Here is a 24,086-nt window from a genome sequence, read left to right as displayed (position 1 = left end):
CAATTCATTTTCCTCCCGGGAGCGGCGCCGCGGGGCCATGACCGGATGGGGCCGGTCTGTGCCTCGCGGCCCACTGGGAAGGGCGAAGCGGCTTCTTCGACACAAGGCCATTCTGGGTTTCCTCCCGGGAGCGGCGCCGCGGGGCCATACCGGATGGGGCCGGTCTGTGCCTCGCGGCCCACTCGGAAGGGCGAATTGGCTTCTTCGACACAAGCCCATCCTCGGATCAAGAAATTCGACAACACAGGAGATCAAAAATGGCAGCGCATGGCACCCCGCCCCGTGGCATTGATGCGACACGATCGCCGTTGTTCGAAGGCCGCTTCGGTCGCATGTTCCGAAATCTGGCACCCGCAACGTTCGGGGCAAACGACCAGGACAACCGACGCAACCTCAAGGCGCTCGGCGCCGCCATGTCTGCTGACATTGACGAGCCGAAAGATGGGCTCGATGCCGAGGAAAGCGGGATTCCTGCCCTCTATACCTATTTTGGCCAGTTCGTTGATCACGACATCACATTCGATCCCGTCAGCACCTTGCGTAAATCGCTGGATCCCGATGGGCTCGTGGATTTCCGCACGCCGAGCTTTAATCTGGATAATGTCTATGGCCGGGGTCCAGCCGACCAGCCTTACATGTATACGAAGGAAGGCCGCTTCCGCCACGGCGATGCAATGACAGGGGCCGGTGGCCAGCCCGGCCACGATCTGCCGCGCTTCGCCGGACGAGCAATCATCGGCGACCCCCGCAACGATGAAAACAGTCTGGTGTCGCAGCTGCAAGGGCTGATGCTCAACGTGCACAACCGGATGGTCGATGACAATCCGGGCCTGGGTTTTGAAGCGGTCCAGCAGCTCGTCCGCTTCCACTACCAGTATGTTGTCGTGAATGACTTCCTCTCCAGGATCGTTTCGCAACCGATCCTAGACGCACTTAAGACGGACGGCCGCTTCGATCAAAAGCGATTGCGGTACTTTCACTGGCGCAACTTGCCGTTCATGCCAGTAGAGTTTTCGGTCGCCGCCTACAGACTTGGCCATTCGATGGTAAGGCCCGGTTATCGGCTGAACGACGACAAGCTGCTGCCGATCTTCCCACGCGCCGGCAAGCCGCATGAGGAGGCGCTTACCGGCTTCCAGACGATGAAGCCCGGTCGCGCTCTGGACTGGGGTCGATTTATCGACATTGACAAGCGCGCAGGTGGATCGGATCCCGAGACTGGAGATCCTGCCAATGTGCGTCGGCTGCAATTTGCCTACAGGATCGATACATCCCTCGTCGGTTTCCTGCACGATCTGCCGAAAGCCGTGGCGGGCGACCCGCCGGCCTCCCTCGGCGAGCGCAATCTCTTGAGGGGCTGGCTTCTCGGCCTGCCGTCCGGCCAGAGCGTCGCACGTGCCATGGCCATCGAGCCCCTGGCCGATGCGGACATCATAATCGGCAAGGCTGTGGATGCTCCCGAGGATGGTGATGTCGTAGGCCCGATCATCGATGCCGTCACAGCCAAGGGTGGCGACGGCAAGGCCTTCGCCGACAACTGCCCACTTTGGACCTATGTCCTTGCCGAAGCGGCAACAAACAAGACCAACATGGCTATCCCGATTACAGGAGGCGGCACACGTTCCACGCCGCAGCTTGGACCGGTGGGCGGCCATATTGTGGCTGAGGTGTTCCTAGGATTGCTGTTCGGCGACGGCATGTCCTACCTGTCGCTCGATCCTTTGTGGAAGCCTGTGAGCGGGGCAGGCTTCAGACTGAAGGATCTGGTCTCCTACGGGCTCGGCATGGGGCCGTCGCTTCACTACCGGTGAGACAGCGCTCGTTGCAAAATAGACCGCTGTGGCCGATCTCATGCGATCGGCCCTGCGTTCAGCGGCGATATCTGCTTTTGAAGGCCGGTAATAGCCGACCAAGTGACCGAGATGCGGCACAAAGCGGCCGTTCGCGTCGTTCAGGGCGTGCGTCCGCAACGGGCGGTGACCAAATTCCCGCAGCTATTCCTCGCTCCGCTTCTGCGCGATCAGGTCCAGCCGTTCGCGGTCGGAGCGTTCGCGCTCGTCGCGGTTGCGCACGTCCTTGTAGGCGCGCTCGACCATGTTGGTGCGGGCATTTGCCGTGGCGATGAGGCCGGCCTCCTGCCTGGCGCTTTCCAGGCTCGTCTCCTGGCGTACCACCGCCTGGGCGATGCGGCGGTGATAGAGATCGGGGAACAGGCCGGAGAGCGAATTGTCCTGGTCAAAATGGCCGATCAATTCCCTGGCCTCGGCTTCCGCCGCGTTAGCCGCGGCCAGGAAAGTGGCGTGTCGGGTCTCGTGGAGCGCCTTCAGCTGTTCCTGCACCTTGACCAGTTTCTTCAGGCGGTCCTTGCGCGTGCTCATCTCACCTCGCCAAAGTCAGGTCGACGAAGCCGTCGACGAACAGCGACAGCATGGTGCCGATGGCGAAATAGAAGATGATCATGCCGCCGGCGATGACGAAGGGCTGGGAGATGAAATAGATCGGGATCTGCGGCGTCAGCTTGTTGACGAAGCCGATCGTCAGATTGACCAGAATGGCATAGGCGACGAACGGGCTGCCGAGGCGGATGACCAGGAAGAAGGTGTCCGACACGGTGTCGGTGATGTCGACCAGGGCGGCCTGCGGGTTGAAGAAGACGTTGACCGGCGCGACCGTGTAGGACGCCACCAAAGCGCGGACGATTTCGTGGTCGAAGTCGAAGACGAACAGCATCAACAGCGCCGAGAACGAGATGATGGCGGCGAGCGCCGCCTGCGGTTCCGGTTCCTCGATCGCCGGCCCGCCCGAGCCGCCATAGCCGATCAGCATGGCGATGGCCGAGCCCATGAAGCGCAATGCCTCCATGTAAAGCCTGGTCATGGCGCCGATCAGCCCACCGACCAGCAGTTCCGATATGATCATCGGCACCAGGATCTGCGGGCGCGGATCGACGAAGGGAATGATGCGGTCCCACAGGAACGCGAGCAGGCCGCCGGTGGCGGCGACCGCCACGAACAGCCTGACCTGCACCGGCACGCGGGCGCTGGACAGGCCCGGCATCAGCATGAAGCAGGCGCCGATGCGGCAGAAGGCGAGGAACGCCGCGATGACGACGCTCTGCGAAAGAACGCTCACGATATGGTCCCGAGCACCCTGATCTCGACGCCCTTGGCGATTTCGACATGCGAGAGCACCGGCAGCGTGGTGAACAGCCGCTCGATGATCATGCGCACATAGGGGCGGGCGTCCGGCGCGGTGACGAGAACGAAGCGCTCGCCGGCCTCGAGGAATTTCTTGATCGCCTTGGTGGCGTCCTGGCCGAATTCCTCGAGCTGGCGCGGGTCGATGTCGAACTCGCGCACCTCGCCCTTGGCGTCGCGCTTGAGGCTTTGATGGAAGGCGAGATCCCAGCGGTTGCCGAGGCGCAGCACCTTGAGTACGCCGCCTTCCGAAAGATCGCCGCAGATCTGCTGGGCCATGCGGATGCGGACGTGCTCGACGATCTGCTCGGTGCGGCGCACATGCGGCGCGATCTCGGCGATGGCCTCGATGATCAGATGCAGATTGCGGATCGAGACGCGCTCGGCTAGCAACAGCTTCAGCACCGCCTGCAGGCCGGGATAGGAGATGTGCGTGGTGCAGATTTCGTCGGCGAGCTTGCGGTATTCCTGGTCCTGGCGTTCGAGCAGCGCCTTCATGTCCTTGTAGGACAGAAGCTGCGGCAGGTTGTTGCGGATGACTTCCGAGAGATGGGTGAGCAGCACGGACATGTTGTCGGCAAAAGTGTAGTTCTCGCGCTTCAAATCCTCGGCGAAGGTTTCCATGACGGAATAGGCGCGCATGCCGAAGGCCGGCTCGCGGATCTCTTCGCCGGGGATTTCGGGTACGTCGCGGCTGCCGAGCAGAACCATGATCTCGCCGACGCGCATCGAATATTCGGCGACCACCGTGCCGTGCACCTTGATCTGATAGCTCTTCGGCGGGATGGCGAAATCGTCGGCGACACGCACTTCCGGCACGACGAAGCCGTATTGCTGGGCGAATTTCTTGCGCATCTTGGCCATGCGGAAGACCAGCTCCTGATGCGAGACCAGAAGCCGGGTCGACAGCTGCTTGCCGATCAGCAGTTCGATCTCGGCGGTGGCGAGCGAGGCCTTGACCGAGTTCTTCTCTTCCTCGGCCTTGGTCGCCTTTTCCTGCGTCTTCAGCGCCTCGGCCTCGGCGAGGACGCGGTTGGCGCGCATCGGGATGATGTAGCCGAGGCCGGCCATGCCGCCGGCCAGCGCGAAGAAGGGGAACAGCGGCAGGCCGGGCATCAGGCCGAGCAGCACCAGCAGCGCCGCCGCCACGTAAAGCGCACGCGGATGGGCGCCGAGCTGGCCGAACACGGCCTGGTTGGTCGAGCCGCGGGTGCCGCCCTTGGAAACCAGCAGGCCGGCGGCGAGCGAAACGATCAGCGCCGGGATCTGGGTGACCAGACCGTCGCCGACCGACAGCTTGATGAACACGTCGGCGGCCTGGCCCATGCCCATGCCGTGCCTGATGTAGCCAATGGCGATGCCGCCGACGATGTTGATGGCGGTGATGATGAGGCCGGCGATGGCGTCGCCGCGCACGAATTTCGAGGCGCCGTCCATCGAGCCGAAGAAGGAGCTTTCTTCTTCCAGTTCGCGGCGGCGCAACTGCGCGGTCTTGTCGTCGATCATGCCGGCGGAAAGGTCGGCGTCGATCGACATCTGCTTGCCGGGGATGGCGTCGAGGGTGAAGCGGGCGCCGACTTCGGCGATACGCGTTGCGCCCTTGGTGATGACGATGAAGTTCACCACGATCAGGATCATGAAGACGATGAGGCCGATGACGAAGTCGCTGGCCATCACCAGCTTGGAGAAACCGGCGATGACATAGCCTGCGGCGTGCGTGCCCTCATTGCCATGCGACAGGATCATGCGCGTGGTGGCGATGTTGAGGGATAGCCGCAGCATCGTGGCGATGAGCAGCACGGTCGGGAACGAGGAGAAATCGAGCGGCCGCTGGATCCACAGCGCCACCATCAGGATCAGCACCGAAAGCGCGATCGAGAAGGCGAGGCCGATGTCGATGAGGAAGGCCGGGATCGGCAGGAACAGCACGGCCAGGATGATGACGATGCCGAGCGCGAAGAAGATGTCGCGGCCATTCTTGGCCACCGCGCCGGGCTGGATGCTTTCGCTGATCGCCATATAAGTCCTCGAACCATAGGCTGCCGCGCATGGGACAGCCCGGCGAGGGTAGTTGGCCAAGCTTGCGCGAGGGTGGGAGAGTGGCTAGATCGACGATCCCGCAAGAAGGAAGACCCATGCTTCTGATCATCGGCACGATCCGTTTGCCTGCCGGAAAGCTGGAGGAAGCAAGGCCGGTGATGGAGCGCATGATCTCGGGCAGCCGCGCCGAGGATGGCTGCCTGGAATATTCCTATGCGCGCGACGTGCTCGATGCGGGGCTGATCCGGGTCACCGAGGTGTGGCGCGACAGGGCCGCGCTCGATGCGCATTTCCGCTCGCCGCACATCGCCGAGTGGCGCGCGAGCTGGCCGGCGCTTGGTATCGGCGAGCGCAATCTCGTGCTGTATGAAGCCGGTGAGCCCATGGCGACCTGATCGACCGCTCTCGGCTGGACAGCAACCGGGGGCAATCAGGACTTGGCTGTGGCGGCTGTGGCGACGCCGACCAGCCAGCGCCTGACGGCGCGTTCTTCCGCTTCCGACAGCCCCTGCGTCAGCTCGCTCTCGATCGCCTGCACGCGCAGACGGCAGGCGTGCAGCAGTGCGCGACCGCTGTCGCTGAGATCGATGTGCTGGATGCGGCCATGCACGGCATGCGGCTTGCGCACCAGCGAGCCGGCCCGTTCGAGATTGGCGACGATGACGCTGAGCGTTTGCGGGGTGAGCAGCGCCAGCCGGGCCAGATCGGCATTGGAGAGGCCGGGATAGGCCGCAAGCATGGTCAGCGTGGCAAATTGCGGCTGCGTCACGCCGAGATCGCCCAGTGCCCTGTCCATCCTGAGCCGATGCGCGCCGGCGGCCTGGCGCAGGAGATAGCCGAGGTAGCCTTCCTCGCCGCGTTTGCCTTCGCCGGGGGCGGGTATCGATGCGTGCGGATTCGGCTTGCGCATAATGTAAGAGCTCTTATATGTTGTTCGTGCACTGATATTAGGGCATTACGGAGTCCCTGACGATGGGTCATCGGATCTTTCTTGCCGGCGCCTCCGGCGCCATCGGCCAGCGACTGATCCCGCAACTTCTGGCCGCCGGCCATCAGGTGACGGGCACGACGCGCAACGCGGACAAGGCCGCGATATTGCGCGCCCTCGGAGTCGGGCCGGTCGTCGTGGACGTCTTCGATGCCGAGGCGCTGTCGCGCGCGATGCTCGCCGCCCAGCCTGATATCGTCGTCCATCAACTGACCGACCTGCCGCCAGGGCTGGATCCGAGCCGGATGGGCGAGGCGGTCGTGCGCAATGCCCGCATCCGCGACGAAGGCACGCGCAATCTGGTCGCGGCCGCCGTCGCGTCCGGTGTCCGGCGCATGGTGGCGCAAAGCATCGCCTGGGCCTATGCACCAGGCCCGGAACCGCATGGCGAAGCCGACCCGTTGGATGGCGGCGCGAGCGGCAATCGCGGCATCAGCGTCGGTGGCGTCATTGCCCTGGAAAAAGCCGTTCTCAACGCGCCATTCGCCGGCGTTGTGCTGCGATATGGCCAGCTCTATGGGCCGGGAACAGGAACCGATACGGCCGCCGGCGCATCGCCGGTGCATGTCGATGCCGCCGCCTATGCCGCGCTGCTCGCGCTCGACAAGGGTGCGCCGGGCGCCTTCAACGTGGCGGAACCCAACCCGGCGGTCTCGACGCAGAAAGCGGTCGATGAACTCGGCTGGCGCCCGGACTTCCGTTTGCCTGCCTGAATTCGGAGACATCGATATGATCGGCAATCAAGCTCGCTTGCGCACCGGCCAATCTCTTATCGCCATCAGCGCCGTAGCGGTCCTGTTTGCGCTTGCGGCAAAGTGGGCCGGCCCGGGTTTCACAGGCGTCGTGCGTGACGGCATGGAAACGCACATACATATGGCAAACGCCGATGCGGACGACACCGCCCGGGCACGGCCGAAGACGGTCGTGACGCCGATCTCCTGCGAGAGACTGCCCAACGTGCCGGGCAAGTCGATCACCACCGCGATCGTGGCGTTTCCGCCAAACGGTTTCACGCCTCGCCACCGGCATCCGGGCTCGGTAAGCGCCTTCGTCCTGAAGGGCACGTTGCGCTCACAGCTACAAGGGAGTCCCGCCGGTACCTACAGCGCGGGGCAGACATGGTTCGAGCCGCCTGGCACCGTCCATCTCTTCGCCGAGAATGCCAGCACCACCGAGCCCGCCGAATTGCTGGCGACATTCATCGCCGACGATGATTGCGGGGCGCTGACCATACCGGACTGACGACAGAACCGATTGCCTCCCGACTATAGCGGGAAGACCTCGTCAGCCGGTTTCACGGCCATAATGGCGCCTTTGATGTCGCCATTGTGGTTGTCATGCCGTGCCGCCCGGCGTATCAGGCAGGTCTGCCTTTTGATATCGGCGAGCCGCCCGAGTGCTTTCCAGAAACCAGCCACAAGTCTATGCCCGCCGGCTGCGCGCGGTGCTTCTGCGATCAATTCCGCTGCTCGAGGCGCGCGGCATCGCCGTGGTCATGCTGGCGGGCGTCGTCGGCGTCATGGCGGGCATACTGGTCACGGCGATGAGCCAGATCGTGCAGGATCTACACGGGCTGTTGTTCGGCGTTCAGCCCGGCGGCCGGCTTTCCGGCATGTTCTCGCTCGCCAATCCCATGCAGGCTCTGATCCCGGCGATCGGCGGCGCCCTGCTTGGGTTGACGGTGATATGGCTGCGGCTGCGCAAATTCCGCACCCCGGTCGATCCGATCGAGGCCAACGCGCTCTATGGCGGTCGCATGTCGCTGACCGACACCTTCATCATCGCCGGCCAGACGATGATCTCCAGCGGCTTCGGCGCTTCGGTCGGCCTGGAAGCCGGCTACACGCAGGTCGGCTCCGGCCTGGCGTCGCGGCTGGCGCGCATCTTCAGGCTGCGCCGCAACGATGTCCGCGTCCTTGTCGGCTGCGGTGCGGCCGGGGCCATCGCCGCCGCGTTCGACGCGCCGCTGACCGGCGCCTTCTACGGTTTCGAACTGGTCATCGGCATCTACTCGGTCGCCAATGTCGCGCCGGTCATGACGGCCGCGATCTCAGCCTCGCTAACGGCGGAAATGTTCGGCGGCGTGCCGTTTCCGTTGGAGCTTTCTGGGCTGCCGCAACTGACCGCCAGCCAATATGTGCCGTTCCTGCTGCTCGGGCTGCTGGGCGGCGCGGCCTCGATCGCCATCATGCAGCTGGTGACGCTGATCGAGCGTGGTTTCAACAGGCTGTCGGTCGATGCCTCGCTGCGCCCCGTCGTCGGCGGTGTCATCGTCGGCCTGCTGGGGCTGATCACGCCGCAGGTGCTGTCCAGCGGCCATGGCGCGCTGCACCGCGAATTCGCCATGAACTACGGGCTGACCGTAGTGGCCAGCGTCTTCGTGCTGAAATTGGCGGCGTCGGCCATCTCGCTGGGCTCCGGCTTTCGCGGCGGCCTGTTCTTCGCCTCGCTGTTCCTCGGCGCGCTGCTCGGCAAGGCATTCGCCGGGGTGATGGCGTTGGTTTCCCCGGCGACCGGCATCGACCCTTCGGTTGCCGCCGTCGTCGGCATGACCTCGCTTGCCGTCGGTGTCGTCGGCGGCCCGCTGACGATGACCTTCCTGGCGCTGGAATCGACCCGCGACCTGACGCTCACCGGGGTCGTGCTGGCCGCCTCGATCATGGCGGCGATCCTGGTGCGCGAAACCTTCGGCTATTCATTCTCGACATGGCGCTTCCATCTGCGCGGTGAGACGATCCGCAGCGCCCACGATGTCGGTTGGATGCGCAGCCTGACCGTCGGCTCGATGATGCGCAAGGACATCAAGACCATCGATGCCGCGACGACGCTGGCGGACTTCCGCAAGCAGATCCCGCTGGGTTCGGCGCAGCGCGTCATCGCCGTCGACCCGGGCGACCAGTATGTCGGCGTGCTGATCGTGGCCGAACTGCATAGCGATCCCGCCGGCGGCGAGGTGCCGGTGCGCGATCTCGCGCAGTACAAGGATGCCGTCCTGGTGCCCAGCATGAACGTGCAGACCGCCGCCGAGACGTTCCAGCGCGCCGGCGCCGAGGAACTGGCCGTCGTCGAGGATTTCACCGACCACATCGTGCTCGGTCTGCTCACCGAGGGCCACCTGATGCGGCGCTATGCCGAGGAACTCGAAAAGGCACGCCGGGACCTCTCGGGCGAAGGATAAGGCTTCTCCCTACGCGTCCCCTTGTCAATCGGCTGCGCGGCTTACTCATGCGACCTCTCCGACTTCCAGGCTGGCCCAGCTAGTGGCGCCGTGCGCCCATGTATGGCTTGTCAATTGTACAGTGGTACTGTACATAGTGTTAAGTGCGGTGAGGAGACGGCATGAGCAAGGGGTCGGACAAGGCTTCGGCGAAAACGGGCGAGACACCGGCCGCGACGCACGCCCACCAAGTGCTGGGCATGCGCCTCAAGAGCCTTCGCCTCGCCCGCAGGCTGTCCTTGCGGGAGCTTGCGGAAGCAACCGGGACGAGCGCCAGTTTCATCAGCCAGCTCGAACGCGGCCTGACAGGGGCCAGCACCGCCTCGCTCAACCAGATGGCCTCGGCGCTCGGCGTTAGCGTCGCCATGCTGTTCGAGGAAAGCACGGCGCAAAACCATGGCGTTCTGAGACGAAGCGAGCGGCCGAGCCTGCCGCCCAGCGACGGCTGCCGCAAGATGCTGCTGTCGCGCCCGCCGCTGAGCGATATGGAGGTCTATGTCGGGGAATTCGACATTGGCGGCTCGACCGGGCCCGATCGTTACACCCACGGCGACGCGCAGGAGATGCTCGTCGTGCTGCGCGGGGTCGTCGAGGTCTCGCTCGGCGACGCCCGTCACGTCCTCGAGGAGGGCGACAGCATCGAATACACGACTTCGACACCGCATCGCTCAGAGAACATCGGCAGTGGCCGAGCCGAAGTGATGTGGATCATCGCGCCGCCGACCTCGGTGCGCGCCGAGCTTGATCAATACACGGCCTGGAAACCGCTCGCGGCCAGGTAGGTCCAATCCAATGCGGGCATCAATGGGAGAATGACAATCATGCAGAAAACGAAAGCTTTGTATCTCAGCGCCGTGATGGCGCTTGGCGTGCTGGCAACCGCAGCGTTCGCACAGGAGAAGCCGGTTGCGGGTGAGGTCAAGGAGGGGTCGCTGAAGGGCAAGACCCTGACGTTCGTCTCCTATGGCGGCATCTACCAGGACGGCCAGGCGGCCGCGCTGAAGGAGTTCGTCGACAAGTCCGGCGTCAAGCTGCTCAATGACGGTCCGACCGAGATCGCCAAGCTGCAGGCGCAGGTCGAGTCCGGCAATGTCACCTGGGATGTTGTGGATACCGACGACCTGCCGCCTTACGTCTATTGCGGCAAGCTGTTCCAGAAGCTGGATCTGACGAAGCTCGACGTCTCGAAAATCCCGGAAGGCCAGGTCGGCGAGTGCTCGGTGCCGGCGATGAACTACGGCGTCGTGCTGATGTACAACAAGGAGAAGTACAAGGATAACCCGCCCAAGAGCTGGGCAGACTTCTTCGATACGGCAAAGTTCCCGGGCGTGCGCGGGATCGACGGCTCCGGCAGCCCGACGGGCGGCTTGCTCGAACAGGCGCTTAAGGTCGCCGGCGGCGATCCGAAGGCGATGACGGTGGCCGATATCGACAAGGCCATCGATGTGGTCCGCAAGCTCGGCCCCGATACCATCTTCTGGAAGACGGGTGCTGAATCGCAGCAGCTGGCGGAGTCCGGCGAGGCCGACATGCTGATGATGTGGACCGGCCGCGCCATGACCGCGGTCAAGAACGGCGCCAAATACGCGCCGGCCTGGCAGGATTGGCTGGTGGTGATGGACCAGATGACGATCCCGGTCGGCGTCAAGGATACGGACGCATCCTACGCGCTGCTCAATGCCTATCTCGGCAAGCATGCACAGGAGGTTCTGGCGGAGCAGACGTCCTACACGCCGATCAACAGCGACGCGCAGCCCAAGGTCGACGCTTCCGTCTCCGCCTTCCTGACCAACACGCCGGAGCGCCAGAAGCAGGGCTACAAGCAGAATTTCAAGTTCTGGGTTCCGAACTTCGCGGTGGCACAGGAAAAGTGGTCGGCGCTGATGGCCGGCAACTGACCGGCTGGCGGAGGCAAAGCCCGTGAGCGCGCTCGAACCGACAACGCCTTCCGTCCCGAAACGGAGTTGGCTATCGCGGCCGTTCGCGCTCACGCTGCCGGCGCTGATCCTGCTGGCAGCCGTCATCGGCTATCCGCTGCTCACCATCGTGTTGCGCAGCCTCTCGGAGCCGCAATGGGGCGTGCAGAATTACCTCTGGTTCTTCGGTGCGCCCGTCAATCTCACGGTGCTCCAACGCACCTTTGTCATCTCGGCATGGGTTACGATCGTCTGCGTGGTCTGCGCCTATCCTTATGCCTATCTGATGACCGCCGTCGGGCCACGTGCGCGGCTCGTCCTGGTGCTCTGCGTGCTCATCCCGTTCTGGGTGAGCGGGGTGGTTCGCACGCTCTCCTGGGTTATCCTCTTGCAGGATTCGGGTGTCATCAATTCGCTGCTGCGCGCGGCCGGGTTCGACGGCATCCGTCTGATCCGCACCCAGACCGGCGTGGTCATCGGCATGGCGCAGGTGCTGTTGCCCTTCATGATCCTGCCGCTCTATTCGGTGATGAAAGGCATCGACCTCAGGCTGATGCGGGCGGCGCAAAGCCTGGGCGCCCGGCCTTCGCGCGCGTTCTTTACGGTGTACCTGCCGCTGTCGCTGCCGGGCGTCTATGCCGGCGCGATCATCGTCTTCATCCTGGCGCTGGGCTTCTACATCACGCCGGCACTGCTCGGCGGCCCGCGCTCGACCATGCTGTCGACGCTGGTGCAGACCCAGGTGCTGAGCCTTTTGCAATGGGGCCGCGGCGGTGCCATGGGCGTGGTGCTTTTGGTCACCACCTTCGTGCTCCTGGCGCTTGCGGCGCCGGTGATGCGGTCCAGGTACCGGGAAGCGGGGCGGCACTGATGGAAATGAAGCCGCTCACACGCGCCATCCTCGGCCTCGTCTGCCTGCTGGTGGCGATATGGCTTGTCGCACCGACGCTGGTCGTCGTGCCGATGTCGTTCAACGAGAACAAGTCGCTCGCCTTCCCGCCGCAGGGTTTTTCCTGGCAATGGTACCAGAACTTCTTCACCAATCCGGACTGGATGTCGAGCTTCCTGAACTCGGTGAAGGTCGCCTCGATCGTGGCGGTGCTTGCGACAGTGCTCGGCACGCTTGCCGCCTTCGGCCTCGACCGCATGAAAGCGCGGCCGGCCAACCTCCTGCGCATGCTCATGCTGACGCCTATGGTGGTCCCCGGCGTTGTGCTGGCCATTGGAATCTACGCCGTTTATCTCGACGCCCATCTCGTCGGAACGCTGACTGGCTTTGTCCTCGCCCACACCATCCTTGCGCTTCCCTTCGTGCTGATCGCGGTCTCCGCCAGCCTCGAAGTGTTCGACCGGCGCCTCGAGACGGCGGCGGCGAGCCTCGGCGCGGGAGCGCTGACCGCGTTCCGCACGGTGACCTTGCCGCTGATCCTGCCGGGCATCCTGTCCGGCCTGCTCTTTGCCTTCGCCACCTCCTTCGACGAGATCGTGGTGTCGCTGTTCATCACCAACCCCTACCTCAAGACCTTGCCCGTGCAGATATTCTCTTCCATCACCCGCGACGCCGACCCGACGGTCGCCGCTGTCGGCACCATCCTGCTTTTGGCCACCACGATCCTGATCGGCGGCGGCATGCTTCTTCTTGGCCGCGAGCGGAAAGGACCCCAATGAAGCCGGGACAGGAGAGCAAGGGCGCGGCGATCGATCTCGAATCGATCAGCAAGGCCTATGGCGGCTTCAAGGCGCTGGACGGCGTGTCGCTGCGCATCGAGCCCGGCGAGTTCATGACGCTGCTCGGCCCGAGCGGTTCCGGTAAGACCACGACGCTGAATGTCGTGGCCGGCTTCACCGATCTGACGAGCGGCAAGCTGCTGGTCGGCGGCAGGAACGTCGTCGGCGTGCCGGCGCACAAGCGCAACATCGGTGTCGTCTTCCAGCACTACGCGCTGTTCCCGCATATGAGCGTCGGCCGCAACGTCGCCTATCCGCTGACGCTGCGCGGCGTCGATCAGGCAGAGCGAAAGGCGCGCGTGGCAAGGGCGCTCGACATGGTCAAGATGGGCGACTTCGCGCATCGCTATCCCAGCGAATTGTCGGGCGGACAGCAACAGCGCGTGGCGCTGGCCCGCGCCATCGTCTTCGACCCACCGCTGTTGCTGATGGACGAGCCGCTCGGCGCGCTCGACAAGAAGCTGCGCGAATGGCTGCAGCTCGAGATCAAGCGCATTCACCGCGAGCTCGGCACCACCTTCGTCTATGTGACGCACGACCAGGAGGAGGCGCTGGTTCTGTCGGACCGCATCGCCGTGTTCAATCGCGGGCGCATCGAGCAGGTCGGCACCGGCCGCGAACTCTACGACGAACCGGCGACGCTGTTCGTCGGCCGCTTCATCGGCGACTCCACGGTGCTGCGCGGAGAGGCGCGAAGCGACGGCACGAGCACGGCGCTGCGCATTGCCGGCGAGACGGTGACGGCACCGCGCCGGATCGCCGGCGAAGCCAGCCCGGTCATGTTGCTGCGCCCCGAAAAGCTCGCCATCCGCCGGTCCGGCCAGGACGCGGCAGGCACCACCAACCGGCTGCCGGGGACGATCGCGGAGGCCATCTATCTCGGCTCGGGATCGAAATACGAAGTCAGGCTCGCCGACGGCTCCGTGGCGATTGTGCGCTCACCGCTGACCGGCGACAGCTTCGGCCTTGGCGACAAGGTGGAGCTCTGCTTCGACGGTGCCGACGCCAAGCTTCTGGCCGACGACAGCTCGGCCGACGCGACGCTGACCTGATCCAATCAATTCGAAAGTCATCCCATGCAAGCCAAGCGCAACGGCGACATATCGTTCTGGTATGCGGACCTGGGAGGGGTTCCCGCGCCCCGGCCACCCTTGCCCGGTGATATCGAGGCAGATGTCGCGATCGTCGGTGCCGGCTATACCGGCCTGTGGACCGCCTATTATCTGAAGAAGGCGAGGCCCTCGCTGCGCATCGCGCTGATCGAGCGCGAGTTTGCCGGTTTCGGCGCTTCGGGCCGCAATGGCGGCTGGCTGTCGGGCGGCTTCTCCTGGTCGCGCGAAAAATATCTCAAGACCTCGACCCGGCAAGGTGTCAGCGCCATGCAGGCGGCCATGGCGGGCTGCGTCGACGAGGTGATCCGGGTGGCGAGCGCGGAAGGGATCGATGCCGATATCCGCCGCGTCGACAACCTGACGGTGGCCACCAACCCGGCGCAGCTCGAACGCGCGCGCGCGGAGTGCGAAACGATCCGCGCCTGGGATTTCGACCCGACCCGCGTCGAGATGCTGGATCAAGCGGCGACGCGGGCGCGCATCAACATCCGCAATGTCATGGGCGGCTTCGTCGTCCACGGCCAGGCGCGGGTGCAGCCGGCCAAGCTGGTGCGTGGACTTGCCGCCGCCGTCGAGCGCCTGGGTGTGGCGATCTACGAACAGACGACGGTGACGGCCATCGCCAAGGGCAGCGTGACGACGAACCGCGGCACGGTGCGGGCGGAAACCATCATCCGCGCGACAGAAGGTTTTACCGCGGGCATTCCCGGCGAAGAGCGGACCTGGCTGGCGCTCAACAGCGCGCAGATCGTCACCGAACCGCTGTCCGAGGCGCTTTGGCGCCAGATCGGCTGGGAGGGTCACGAGCTTCTCGGCAATGCCGCCCACGCCTATTGCTATGCCCAGCGCACGCGCGAGGGGCGCATCACCATGGGCGGGCGCGGCGTGCCCTATCGCTACGGCTCGCGCACCGACGTCAATGGGCAGACGCAGCAGGCTACGATCGACCAGCTGCATCAGATCCTGACGACGCTGTTGCCGCAGACGGCGAGCTGCCGCATCGAGCACGCCTGGTGCGGCGTGCTCGGCGTGCCGCGCGACTGGTGCACGACCGTCGGGCTCGATACCGCGACCCGCATCGGCTGGGCCGGTGGCTATGTCGGGCTTGGCGTGTCGAGCTCCAATCTTTCGGGTCGCACGCTCGCCGACCTGATCCTCGGCCAGGACACCGAGCTTACAAAGCTGCCCTGGGTCAACCGCAAGGTCAGGCCATGGGAGCCGGAGCCGTTCCGCTGGCTCGGCGTGCATTCGATGTACCAGCTTTATCGCATCGCCGACGGGCGCGAGGCCGCCGGGCTTGCGCATACGTCGAAACTGGCCGCGCTCGCCGACGGCATTACCGGCCACTGACTGATGGAGACCAGTTTGATCGACCTTTCGACCTTCCACGATCTCGCCAAGGCCGACATCGGCGCGTTCTCACCCAAGCCCACCTCCATCGAGGGGGACCAGGTCGAGGCGGTGCGCTCGCTTTTCCAATCGCCGGACGGGACCGTCGACATCGGCATCTGGGAATGCACGCCCGGCCGCTTCACCGCCGACCGCACGGGTTCGTCGGAGATATGCCATATCATTTCGGGGCGGGTCGAGGTGAGCCGCGCCGACGGCGAGGCGCGTGAACTGGGGCCAGGCGACCTTCTCGTGCTGCCGCGGGGATGGAAGGGCGAATGGCGCATCCGCGAGACCACGCGCAAGCTCTACATGATCCAGTCGGCCGGCTGATCGGCTGATATCAGCTAGGCGGGGTCAGTGCTCGATCGGCCCCTTGGCCATCACCAGTGCTGTGCCGGCGGTGGTCGGACGCTCGATGACGCGACGCACGCGCGGCGGCTCGTCGCCGCTGTGCAGCGCCCGCAAGCGCTCGCCGACCATGGCGTCGGCATGGGTGATGCGGCCATTGTGGCGCACATATTCGAGCCAGGTCGGCGTGTGGTAGTGCTCGATCCATATCGAGGGATTTTCGAGATCGCGCGCCAGTGTCCAGTTGCGGGCGCCGTCGCGGCGGCGGATGCGGCCGCGTTCGGCCATGGTGGCAAGGAATTCCGCCTCGTCCTCGTGCTGGATGATGTATTCGATCATGATGGCGATGGGGCCGCTGCGCGGCTTCAGGTCGAGCGCCAGATGCGGCTCCTTGAAGCGGTTGAGCGGGTCGAGGTTCAGCACCTGCTGCTGCGGCAGCGGCAGGACAAGGCCGATGGCGCCGCCGGCCAGCATGGCGATGGCGGCGGCGATCAGCGCCGTCTCGGCGCCATGCGCATCGGCGACGACGCCCCAGATCCAGCTGCCCAGCGCGATGCCACCGAAGGTCGCGGTCTGGTAGACCGACAGCACCCGGCCGACCACCCAGCGCGGCGTCGCCATCTGCACGGTGACGTTGAAGTGCGAGAGCGCGATCACCCAGCAGGCACCGCCGACCAGCAGGCCGAGCGACGTCTGCCAGGCGTGATGGCTGAGCGCGGCATTGAAGGCGCAGACGGCGAAGCCGGCGAAGGCACAGCGCACCATCGTCTCGCTGGAGAGCAGCTGCCGCAGCCGCACGCTGATCAGCGCGCCGCCGACGGCGCCGATGCCGAAGGCGCCCAGCATGATGCCGTAGGTCAAGGCATCGCCCTTGACGACGTCGCGTGCCACCAGCGGCAAGAGCGCCAGGACGGCGCCGGCGGAGAAGCCGAAGGCTGCGCCCCTGACCAGCACCTTGCCGATATTGGGGGACATGGCGACATAGCGCAGGCCGGCACCCATGGCAGCGCCCAGCGACTCGCGCGGCAAGGTCGACACCGGCACATCCGGCTTCCAGCGGGCCATCACGATGATGAGGCCGATATAGCTCACCGCGTTCGCCGCGAAGGCGGCCGCGGCGCCGGCAGCCGCGACGATGATGCCGCCGATCGCCGGGCCGACGCTGCGTGTCAGGTTGAAGCCCATGGAGTTCAGCGCAACGGCCGCGGGCACCTTGTTGCGGGGAACCATGTCACCGACGGACGCCTGCCAGGACGGGCTGTTGAGCGCCGTGCCGCTGTCGATCAGGAAAGTGAAGGCAAGCAGCGTCCAGGGCGTGAGCAAATTGTAATAGGTGAACACCGTCAGAAGCACCGAAACGACCAGCATGAAGGTCTGCGCCACCAGCATCACCTTGCGCCGGTCGAAGCTGTCGGCGATGGCGCCGGCGACAAGCGCGAACAACATGATCGGCAAGGTCGTCGAGGCCTGGACCAGGGCGACCTGATAGGGCGAAGTGGCGATCGTGGTCATCATCCAGGCGGCGCCGACGCCCTGGATCAGGCCACCGAAATTGGAAACGAGACTTGCCGACCAGACGGCGCGGAAAATGCCATGCCGAAACGGCGCCAGCGCCGAAACGCCTTCGCTGTCCGGTTTCTCGTCAATCATGGATGGGTTCCTGCCAGAGCGTGCTGATCCTTGCGGTTTCTCCGCATCGTTTGCCGAAACTATGGCATTGCGCCGCAAAGGGCGAACGTCATGCGCGGAAGATCATGGTCCAACAAGGGGATAGAGGAGGGCCAGCTTTGCTGTGAGGGGCCGGGTTCATCCGCGCGCAGCATGCCTTGCATGCCGCGATGAAATCGGCCGATAGCTGGAGCCGTTCTTTCGCGCCTTCATGTTCTGAAGCGGAATGTGCTTTTCCGCGACTTCTTCAGAACCCGTTCTGGATGCGCTGGAAGATGACGTTGGTGAAGGCCGATATCTGGCCGCCAATGAACGGGCCTGTGAGCGCCACCACCAGCATGATGGCGACGATCTTCGGCACAAAAGTCAGGGTGATTTCCTGGATCTGCGTCAGCGCCTGGATGAGGGCGATGCCGATGCCGACCGCCATGGCGACCAGCACCACCGGAGCGGACGCGGTCAGCACCGTCCACACCGCGTACTGGACGATGTCGAGGGCGTCGGCCTCGTTCATGCGGGCGGTTGGCCTAGCTTGCCGGCTTGATCGACACGCCCGGGCCGACGGGGACCTTGGTGCCATCCTGCAGCACCGCGATCAGTCCGCTGCTGGCGAGCGTCACCGAAGCCACTGTTCCGGTGGTCTTGCCGTCGGCCGACGTGATCGAGCGGCCGATGATCGCATCGGCCTGCGACAGCGCCGAGGACTGCATGATCTGGTCGAGCTTGGTGTTGGTCTGCACCGATTGCTCGACCTGCGAGAAGGTGGCGAGCTGGGCGACGTACTGCGTCGAATCCATCGGCTTGGTCGGATCCTGGTTCTTCATCTCGGCAATCAGAAGCTTCAGGAAGGACTGGTAGTCGACCGCCGTCTTCGAGGTCGACGTGGTGGTCGAATTGGCGCCAACCGGTATCGTCGTCGTCATGTCCACGGTCATCAGTAGCGTGCTCCCACGGCCAGCGGGCGCGGTTCGCCCGGAACATCGTCATTGCCGCCAAGCGCGCGGCGTTCGAGAGGATAGAGCGAACGGATCGCCTTCAATGCCTCGTAAATATGATCCTCGCCGACCATACGGTCGATCTGCTTCAGTGCGCTGCAGATATCAGCGTCCTCGAAACTTGCGATGAGCAACGGCAGCGAGCGGCGGAACATTTCGCGGGCGTCATCAGCGCCGGCCGGGTTGATCAGCATGACCTGCACGATGAAGTAAAGCTGCCTGAGCGGCGTCGACGCCTGGTCGGCCTGGATCACATGACCTTCGAGCAGGAACTGCACGTCGTTCATCAGTTCAATGGTGACCTTACGGTCGACGCGGATGACCGCGCCGTTGATGTAGATCTTCTCGTTGGGCTTCAGCGATATCTTCAGCGTGTTGGTCATTGAATGCCGTCGCGGATGATCTGGGACACTTCGATCAGCCCTTCGAAATTGTTTGTGCGGCCCTGGCGGATGTCCTCCGCCTCGCGCAGCAGCCAAAGGCCGATGGAAATCAGGTTGGCACGCAATTCCTTGGGAAGCGCATTGTCGCTGGAGCCAAGATCCTCGACGAAGATTGTCCAGACGCGGTTGGTGAAATTCAGCGCCTCGATCGCCTCCATCGAATCCTGGCCGGCCGTGGCGGCCGCCGACAGCATGTCGATCGAGCGAGTCAGGAGTTCGCGCTCACGGTCCTTGGCGTCCGAGACGGAGGTGCTTTGGACATCGGCGTAGGAGAATTGATACATCGTCGGCTCTACCGTTCCGCTGGAAGTTGTCAGGTCAGGTAATTCAACAGGCTGAGCTGCTGCAGACGCGCTGTCAGGGCGAAGGACGTCTCGATATGCTGAGTCAGATCCGCGACTCTGGTGGCGGCCGTGGCCGGGTCGACGGCTTCGAGATCAAGGATATGGCGTTCGAACAGATCGATCTGCGTCTTCATGCGGTCGCTGGCATCGGAGACGCGCTTCTGCACGATACCGGTCTCCGACTGGACCTGGGCGATGCCGCTCAGCGCCTCGCCGACCAGTGTCTGCGAGTGGGTGACGATGCTATCCTTCGCCGCCCGGCTGATGTTGCTGGACATCAGGCTGGAGACCATTGCCGCGGCCATGGCGAGCTTCCTGATGCCGTCACTGTTGGCGCTGGTCGAGGTCTCGGTGGTTTCGTTGAGCGCGATGCGGCTGACGATCTGCTGGTCGGTGGCGTTTGACATATTGGTCTGCCAGCCGGCGCCGAGGAACTGCGGCGCAACGTCGTTGGTGATGAAATCGTCCATCTGGGCGGCGGTGATGTTGGCCGCTGCCGGATCGTTGGGCGTGAAGCCGAATTTGGCGACGAAGGAGGCGTCGAAGGCGGCCTTGGCCGGTGAGCCGGCGGCCGTGAAATCGTTGATCGGCTTGACGTCGGTGTTGGTGCCGGCAAACAGATATTCGCCGTTGACGCTGGTGTTGAGGATCGAGGTCAGCTGCTGGAGGGTCGTCTGGCCGGTCGACTGCGTCAGGCTGTTGGAGTTGTCGCCCGATGATGCGGTGGTCAGGGCGGACAGGAAGGTCTGCGCCACGCCGGAGAGCTGGCCGAGCGACGTCTGCGTCGACGCAAGCCTTGCGGTGACCAGCCCGTTGGAATCGACGATCACGTTCAGCCGGTCGAGGTCGCGTGAAAAGGTGACGGACTGGGCGGTGCGTCCGCCCAATGCCAGGCCGACATCGGCGACCCTGCCGGTCGAGGATTCTTTCGTGGCTTTGACGAGGTCGGCCTGCATGCGCATCTGTTGATAGCGCATGGCGTTGGTGAGGGCGGCCGAAGAGACTGAAGTCATGGGTTATCCCACCGCGTTCAACAGGGCCGTCATCATGTCGTCGACGGTCTTCATCATCCGGGCCGATGCCTGATAGGTATGTTCGAGGTCGAGCATCAGCGACATTTCCTGGTCGACATTGACGCCGGTCGCATTGGATAGCGCCTCGGAGCTGCGCTGTGCCAGCGCTTCCTTCGCGTCGGCGGCGGTCGAAGCCTGCTGGCGCATGCCCTGCAGCCAGCCGATCGAATTGGCGGCGTAGTCGGAAACGCTTGATGTTGCCGAAATGCCGGCGGCGGGGTCGAACGTCATCGGCTGGTCGAGCCGGTCGCCATAGGCAATCAGAAGGCTGGAATAGGAAGCGCCGCCGCTGGTGTTGGCGACATAGGCCGCACCGTTGGCGCCGCCGTCGCGCAGCAATGTCGGATTGCCGCCAGCGCTCGGATCCATCGCCGCATTGATGCTGATCGTGCCGGCCAGGCCATTGACCAGCGTGCCCGCAGCCGGCACCGCCGGCGCGCCGGACCAGGTGAACAGGCCGGCGGCGTTGGGCATCGAGGGCGCGGTCTCGGCAAAGGCCGTGATCAGGCCGCGCGCGGTCTCGTCGAGCTGGCCCTGCATGGTCGAGGCGACGCCGTCGCGCAGCTGCAGCAGGCCGGCAAGCTTGCCGCTGGCGGTGGTGTTGCCGCCGCTTCCCGCCGAGACCGGCACATTGTCGATATAGATGGTGTTGCCGGGGGCACCGGCGGCATAGCCGGCCGCCGGCGTGAAGCTCACCGTGCGCGGTATCGTCTCGAACAGCGTGGTGCCGTCACCCGTGGTGATGACCATGTCGTTGTCGCCGCGCGTGAAGGTCGATATCGGAACATAGTCCGCGATCTTCTTCAGCAGCGCGTCGCGCTGGTCGAGCGCATCGGAAACATCGGTGCCGGAACGGGTTCCGGAAATGACCGCCTGGTTGGCATCCTGGAACTGGCCGAGCAGCGAGTTGAGGTCCTTGACCGCCGTGTCGATCTGGCCGTCGGTCTGGGTGCGGAAATCCTGAATGGCCTTGGAGCCTTCATTCAGGGAGCGCACGACCTGCTTGGCCGCGTCGATGACGCTGGAGCCGAGATTCTGGTTGGACGGCGAGGTGGCGTAGAGCTGCAGCGCCTGCTGCAGATTGGCGATGGCCGTCGAGGGCGAGGAGGCATTGTCGACGCCGTTGACCGAAACGTCCAGCTGATCCATGCCGCTGTAGAGCGCGTTCTGGCCGCTATAAGCCGACAAGGCACCGAGATTCTGCCGGAAGAGCAGGTCGTTGGCGACGCGCTGGATATCAACCGAACGCGCGCCGGGCGCCGTACTGGTGACGACGGCGATGCGGCGCGCATAATCCGGATTGGAGGCGTCCGAGACGTTGCGCGTGACAACGCTGGTCTGACGCGCGGTACTCATAAGCGCCGATTGGGCGATGCTCAATGCGGAAGATAACGACATGCTGGTCTTTCACGGGCCACGCCCGGTTTATCTCTTCAGGTTGACAAGGACGTCCATCAGGTCGGAACCGGTCTGGAAGACTTTCGAATTGGCGGTGTAGCTGCGCTGCGCCGCGATCATGTCAGTCAATTCCTCGGCGATATCGACGTTTGAATTCTCGAGCGCGCCGGAGATGATTGAACCGGCCTTGCCCTCATTGGCGAAGCCGACACGGATCGCGCCGGAATCGGTGCCTTGCGCATAGACATTGCCGGGCAGGGCCTTGAGCTGGTCCGGGCTTTGCACGTCGGCCAGAGGGATCTTGTAGAGCGGCTTGGTGGAACCGTCCTTGTACTGGGCGTAGATGGTGCCGTCCTTGCTGATCTGGACCTTGTCGATGGTGCTGGGCGCGTTGCCATTGACCTGGGCGTCGGAGACCGTGAAGCCTGTGCCGAGCTGCGTCAGCTTCGACAGGTCGAGATTGAGGCTCGCGCCACCCGGCACGGTGAATGAAACGCCGGTGGTCGCGCCGGTGAGCTTGCCGGTCGTGGTGTCGAAGGTCAGGTTGGCCGTGCCGAGGGCGCCGCCGGTGTAGGGGAACGATGTTCCTGGCGTCGCCTTCGACTGATCGAAAACCGCCACCTGCCAAGTGCCGGCACCGGTATTGGTGAAATAGACGTCGAGCAGTTTTTTGTTGCCGAGGTTGTCATAGGCGACCATCGACGATTTCGAGGTGTACTGCGCCGTGGCGGCGTTGGCGCCGGGCAGGTTGGCGGCGACGACCGGCGTCGCACCCGCTGGCAGATTGCCGCTGTAAGTACCCTGCGTGCTTGGTGTCGCGGTTAGGCCCTGGTCGGAGATGACGACCGGCTCCAGGCCTTCGAAGCCGTTCACCGTCGCCGCCGGGGTGCCATTGGCGTAGCTGTAAGCCATCAGCTGGAAGCCGGCCGCGTTGACCAGCCTGCCCTGTGCGTCGGGGACGAAGGCGCCGGCGCGGGTCAGGAAAGGCGTGCCGCTCGGATCCTGGACGACGAAGAAACCATCGCCGCTGACGGCAAGGTCGGAGACAGAGGTCGTGTACTGCAGCACGCCCGGATCGCTCACCGCCTGCCGGATCGTCGTGGTGACGCCGCCGGAATTATAGGCGCCGCCCGTCGACGGCATGATCAGGGTCGAGAATTCGGCCGAGGACCGCTTGTAGCCGGTGGTGTCGGAATTCGCGATGTTGTCGGCGGTTGTCGACAGGCGGTTGGCCTGGGCGTTCATGCCGGAAACGCCGGTCCGCATCATTCCGTAGAGGCTCATCGAGATGTCTCCGCAATATCCATGCCACTGGTGGCGAGGCTACGCGTCCTGTCTTGCGCGAGGCTGGCGCGGCGCGGCATCAGAAGACGAGCCGGTAGCCGAGGAAGCGTTTGGAATCGATCGGGTCGGTGCCCAGCTTCTCGCGCAGCTTCTTGCGCAATTTGCTGATGTGGCTTTCCACCACGTTCTCCTCGACCTCTTCGTCGAAGATGCCGTAGATGGCGTTGAAGACCTGGGTCTTGGTGACGCGGCGGCCGCGGTTGCTCGCCAGATATTCGAGGATGCGGCGTTCGCGGCGCGGCAGGGGCAGCGGCTGGCCATCGATCTCCGGGTCGCGGCCGTCCATGAAGATGCGCATGGCGCCGATCTCGGTGTAGGCGACATCCTCATGGGCGCGCCGGCGGATGGCGGTGATGCGGGCCAGGATCTCTCTGATGTGGACGGGCTTGCGGATGACGTCGTCGACGCCGCTCTCGAACAACCGCAGCGTGTTTTCCAGGGAATGCTGCTCGCTGAGCGCAATGACCGGAGCGCCGGTGCGGTCGCGGATCTGGCGCGGAGAGATGGCGCCGTCGCGGCAGTCGCCGATCAGGAAGGCCCGCACCGATCGCAGGTCGGTGTCGGCGGCCGAGTTGACCCACTCGCCGAATTCGCCGGGCGCGAAGCCCGCGCAGGCGACGCCCTCGCGATCAAAAAGTGAATTGTATCCCTCAGTTACGAGCTCTCGCTCGTCAACGATCACGATCATCGGCCCCGCCTCCGAATCAGCACATTTGCCCCGTGGGGAAAGGCCTAACCGTTGGCGGGAATCCTGAACAACCGTCATTTCTTGTAACTAGTTTCTTGGGAGTCTGGAATCGTGCCGGTTGCATTAGCGTGCAACCAGATATGCTTGCGGGGGGAAGTTCTGGGTAAGTCAAAACGGCAAGCCCTGAGCAGTGCT

The 24,086-nt window shown here is 64.4% G+C and carries 25 protein-coding genes; 12 read left to right on the top strand and 13 right to left on the bottom strand.

Annotated features, from left to right (window positions below):
* Positions 1-257 precede the first annotated feature (257 nt).
* On the top strand, positions 258-1,811 hold the full coding sequence (locus ACLGL5_RS34235; protein ID WP_032920738.1) for a peroxidase family protein: 1,554 nt from the start codon (positions 258-260) through the stop codon (positions 1,809-1,811).
* Between the two features lie 183 nt (positions 1,812-1,994).
* Here ACLGL5_RS34235 and ACLGL5_RS34230 read toward each other — a convergent pair whose 3' ends face one another.
* Genes ACLGL5_RS34230 through flhA form a run of 3 tightly spaced genes read right to left on the bottom strand, consistent with a single transcriptional unit; the run spans position 1,995 to position 5,216 of the window.
* Entirely contained in the window at positions 1,995-2,378 is a 384-nt protein-coding gene (locus ACLGL5_RS34230; RefSeq protein ID WP_064980747.1) for a hypothetical protein, read from the bottom strand.
* A 1-nt stretch (position 2,379) separates the two neighbouring features.
* Entirely contained in the window at positions 2,380-3,132 is a 753-nt protein-coding gene (gene fliR / locus ACLGL5_RS34225; protein ID WP_038649353.1) for a flagellar biosynthetic protein FliR, read from the bottom strand.
* A complete protein-coding gene (gene flhA / locus ACLGL5_RS34220; protein WP_019860996.1) occupies positions 3,129-5,216 on the bottom strand; it encodes a flagellar biosynthesis protein FlhA in 2,088 nt (695 codons plus the stop codon). The genes fliR and flhA overlap by 4 nt, the downstream gene beginning before the upstream one ends.
* Before the next feature lie 116 nt (positions 5,217-5,332).
* Between flhA and ACLGL5_RS34215 the strand changes: the two genes are divergently transcribed.
* Entirely contained in the window at positions 5,333-5,632 is a 300-nt protein-coding gene (locus ACLGL5_RS34215) for a putative quinol monooxygenase (protein ID WP_069093060.1), read from the top strand.
* Positions 5,633-5,667: 35 nt separating this feature from the next.
* Here the strand turns inward: ACLGL5_RS34215 and ACLGL5_RS34210 are convergent, their stop codons facing one another.
* On the bottom strand, positions 5,668-6,147 hold the full coding sequence (locus ACLGL5_RS34210) for a MarR family winged helix-turn-helix transcriptional regulator (RefSeq protein ID WP_069093059.1): 480 nt from the start codon (positions 6,145-6,147) through the stop codon (positions 5,668-5,670).
* 62 nt (positions 6,148-6,209) lie between these two features.
* Here ACLGL5_RS34210 and ACLGL5_RS34205 point away from each other — a divergent pair, with 62 nt between their 5' ends.
* The 10 genes from ACLGL5_RS34205 to ACLGL5_RS34160 all read left to right on the top strand — a co-directional run bounded on the left by ACLGL5_RS34205 (position 6,210) and on the right by ACLGL5_RS34160 (position 15,920).
* The gene (locus tag ACLGL5_RS34205; RefSeq protein WP_069093058.1) at positions 6,210-6,938 is read left to right on the top strand and encodes an NAD-dependent epimerase/dehydratase family protein; all 729 of its coding nucleotides are present in this window, start codon (positions 6,210-6,212) and stop codon (positions 6,936-6,938) included.
* Between the two features lie 16 nt (positions 6,939-6,954).
* Positions 6,955-7,467, top strand: a complete 513-nt coding sequence (locus tag ACLGL5_RS34200; RefSeq protein ID WP_069093057.1) for a cupin domain-containing protein — start codon at positions 6,955-6,957, stop codon at positions 7,465-7,467.
* A gap of 154 nt (positions 7,468-7,621) precedes the next feature.
* Complete coding sequence (locus tag ACLGL5_RS34195; RefSeq protein ID WP_019860990.1) at positions 7,622-9,403, top strand: chloride channel protein; 1,782 nt, start codon at positions 7,622-7,624, stop codon at positions 9,401-9,403.
* A 161-nt stretch (positions 9,404-9,564) separates the two neighbouring features.
* Positions 9,565-10,224 carry a helix-turn-helix domain-containing protein gene (locus tag ACLGL5_RS34190; protein ID WP_019860989.1) on the top strand — a complete coding sequence of 220 codons (660 nt, stop codon included), beginning with the start codon at positions 9,565-9,567 and terminating at the stop codon, positions 10,222-10,224.
* Positions 10,225-10,263: 39 nt separating this feature from the next.
* Positions 10,264-11,340, top strand: a complete 1,077-nt coding sequence (locus tag ACLGL5_RS34185; protein WP_027047358.1) for an extracellular solute-binding protein — start codon at positions 10,264-10,266, stop codon at positions 11,338-11,340.
* 22 nt (positions 11,341-11,362) lie between these two features.
* Positions 11,363-12,229, top strand: a complete 867-nt coding sequence (locus tag ACLGL5_RS34180; RefSeq protein WP_069093056.1) for an ABC transporter permease — start codon at positions 11,363-11,365, stop codon at positions 12,227-12,229.
* Complete coding sequence (locus tag ACLGL5_RS34175; protein WP_069093055.1) at positions 12,229-13,026, top strand: ABC transporter permease; 798 nt, start codon at positions 12,229-12,231, stop codon at positions 13,024-13,026. The genes ACLGL5_RS34180 and ACLGL5_RS34175 overlap by 1 nt, the downstream gene beginning before the upstream one ends.
* Positions 13,023-14,138, top strand: coding sequence for an ABC transporter ATP-binding protein (locus ACLGL5_RS34170; protein WP_019860981.1), 1,116 nt, complete (start codon positions 13,023-13,025; stop codon positions 14,136-14,138). Before ACLGL5_RS34175 ends, ACLGL5_RS34170 begins: the two co-directional genes overlap by 4 nt.
* Positions 14,139-14,162: 24 nt before the next feature.
* On the top strand, positions 14,163-15,548 hold the full coding sequence (locus tag ACLGL5_RS34165) for an NAD(P)/FAD-dependent oxidoreductase (RefSeq protein ID WP_019860980.1): 1,386 nt from the start codon (positions 14,163-14,165) through the stop codon (positions 15,546-15,548).
* Positions 15,549-15,551: 3 nt separating this feature from the next.
* Positions 15,552-15,920 (top strand): cupin domain-containing protein, encoded by a 369-nt coding sequence (locus ACLGL5_RS34160; RefSeq protein WP_019860978.1) that lies wholly within the window; start codon positions 15,552-15,554, stop codon positions 15,918-15,920.
* Positions 15,921-15,944: 24 nt separating this feature from the next.
* On the opposite strand, the gene ACLGL5_RS34155 is transcribed toward ACLGL5_RS34160, so the two are convergent.
* The 9 genes from ACLGL5_RS34155 to ACLGL5_RS34115 all read right to left on the bottom strand — a co-directional run bounded on the left by ACLGL5_RS34155 (position 15,945) and on the right by ACLGL5_RS34115 (position 23,891).
* Entirely contained in the window at positions 15,945-17,588 is a 1,644-nt protein-coding gene (locus ACLGL5_RS34155) for an MFS transporter (protein ID WP_069093054.1), read from the bottom strand.
* A gap of 265 nt (positions 17,589-17,853) precedes the next feature.
* A complete protein-coding gene (fliQ, locus tag ACLGL5_RS34150) occupies positions 17,854-18,120 on the bottom strand; it encodes a flagellar biosynthesis protein FliQ (protein ID WP_010911298.1) in 267 nt (88 codons plus the stop codon).
* 13 nt (positions 18,121-18,133) lie between these two features.
* Positions 18,134-18,541 (bottom strand): flagellar hook assembly protein FlgD, encoded by a 408-nt coding sequence (flgD, locus tag ACLGL5_RS34145; RefSeq protein WP_019860975.1) that lies wholly within the window; start codon positions 18,539-18,541, stop codon positions 18,134-18,136.
* A complete protein-coding gene (gene flbT, locus ACLGL5_RS34140) occupies positions 18,541-18,984 on the bottom strand; it encodes a flagellar biosynthesis repressor FlbT (protein ID WP_038649334.1) in 444 nt (147 codons plus the stop codon). The genes flgD and flbT overlap by 1 nt, the downstream gene beginning before the upstream one ends.
* On the bottom strand, positions 18,981-19,328 hold the full coding sequence (gene flaF / locus ACLGL5_RS34135; protein ID WP_019860973.1) for a flagellar biosynthesis regulator FlaF: 348 nt from the start codon (positions 19,326-19,328) through the stop codon (positions 18,981-18,983). Before flaF ends, flbT begins: the two co-directional genes overlap by 4 nt.
* Positions 19,329-19,357: 29 nt before the next feature.
* Positions 19,358-20,401 (bottom strand): flagellar hook-associated family protein, encoded by a 1,044-nt coding sequence (locus tag ACLGL5_RS34130; protein WP_019860972.1) that lies wholly within the window; start codon positions 20,399-20,401, stop codon positions 19,358-19,360.
* Between the two features lie 3 nt (positions 20,402-20,404).
* Positions 20,405-21,859, bottom strand: coding sequence for a flagellar hook-associated protein FlgK (flgK, locus tag ACLGL5_RS34125; protein WP_069093053.1), 1,455 nt, complete (start codon positions 21,857-21,859; stop codon positions 20,405-20,407).
* Positions 21,860-21,886: 27 nt separating this feature from the next.
* The gene (locus tag ACLGL5_RS34120) at positions 21,887-23,143 is read right to left on the bottom strand and encodes a flagellar hook protein FlgE (RefSeq protein ID WP_019860969.1); all 1,257 of its coding nucleotides are present in this window, start codon (positions 23,141-23,143) and stop codon (positions 21,887-21,889) included.
* 79 nt (positions 23,144-23,222) lie between these two features.
* On the bottom strand, positions 23,223-23,891 hold the full coding sequence (locus ACLGL5_RS34115) for a response regulator transcription factor (protein ID WP_010911291.1): 669 nt from the start codon (positions 23,889-23,891) through the stop codon (positions 23,223-23,225).
* Between the last annotated feature and the right edge of the window lie 195 nt (positions 23,892-24,086).

It is taken from the genome of Mesorhizobium sp. U510, assembly GCF_059180695.1.
This window is presented reverse-complemented; position numbering and strand designations above follow the sequence as displayed.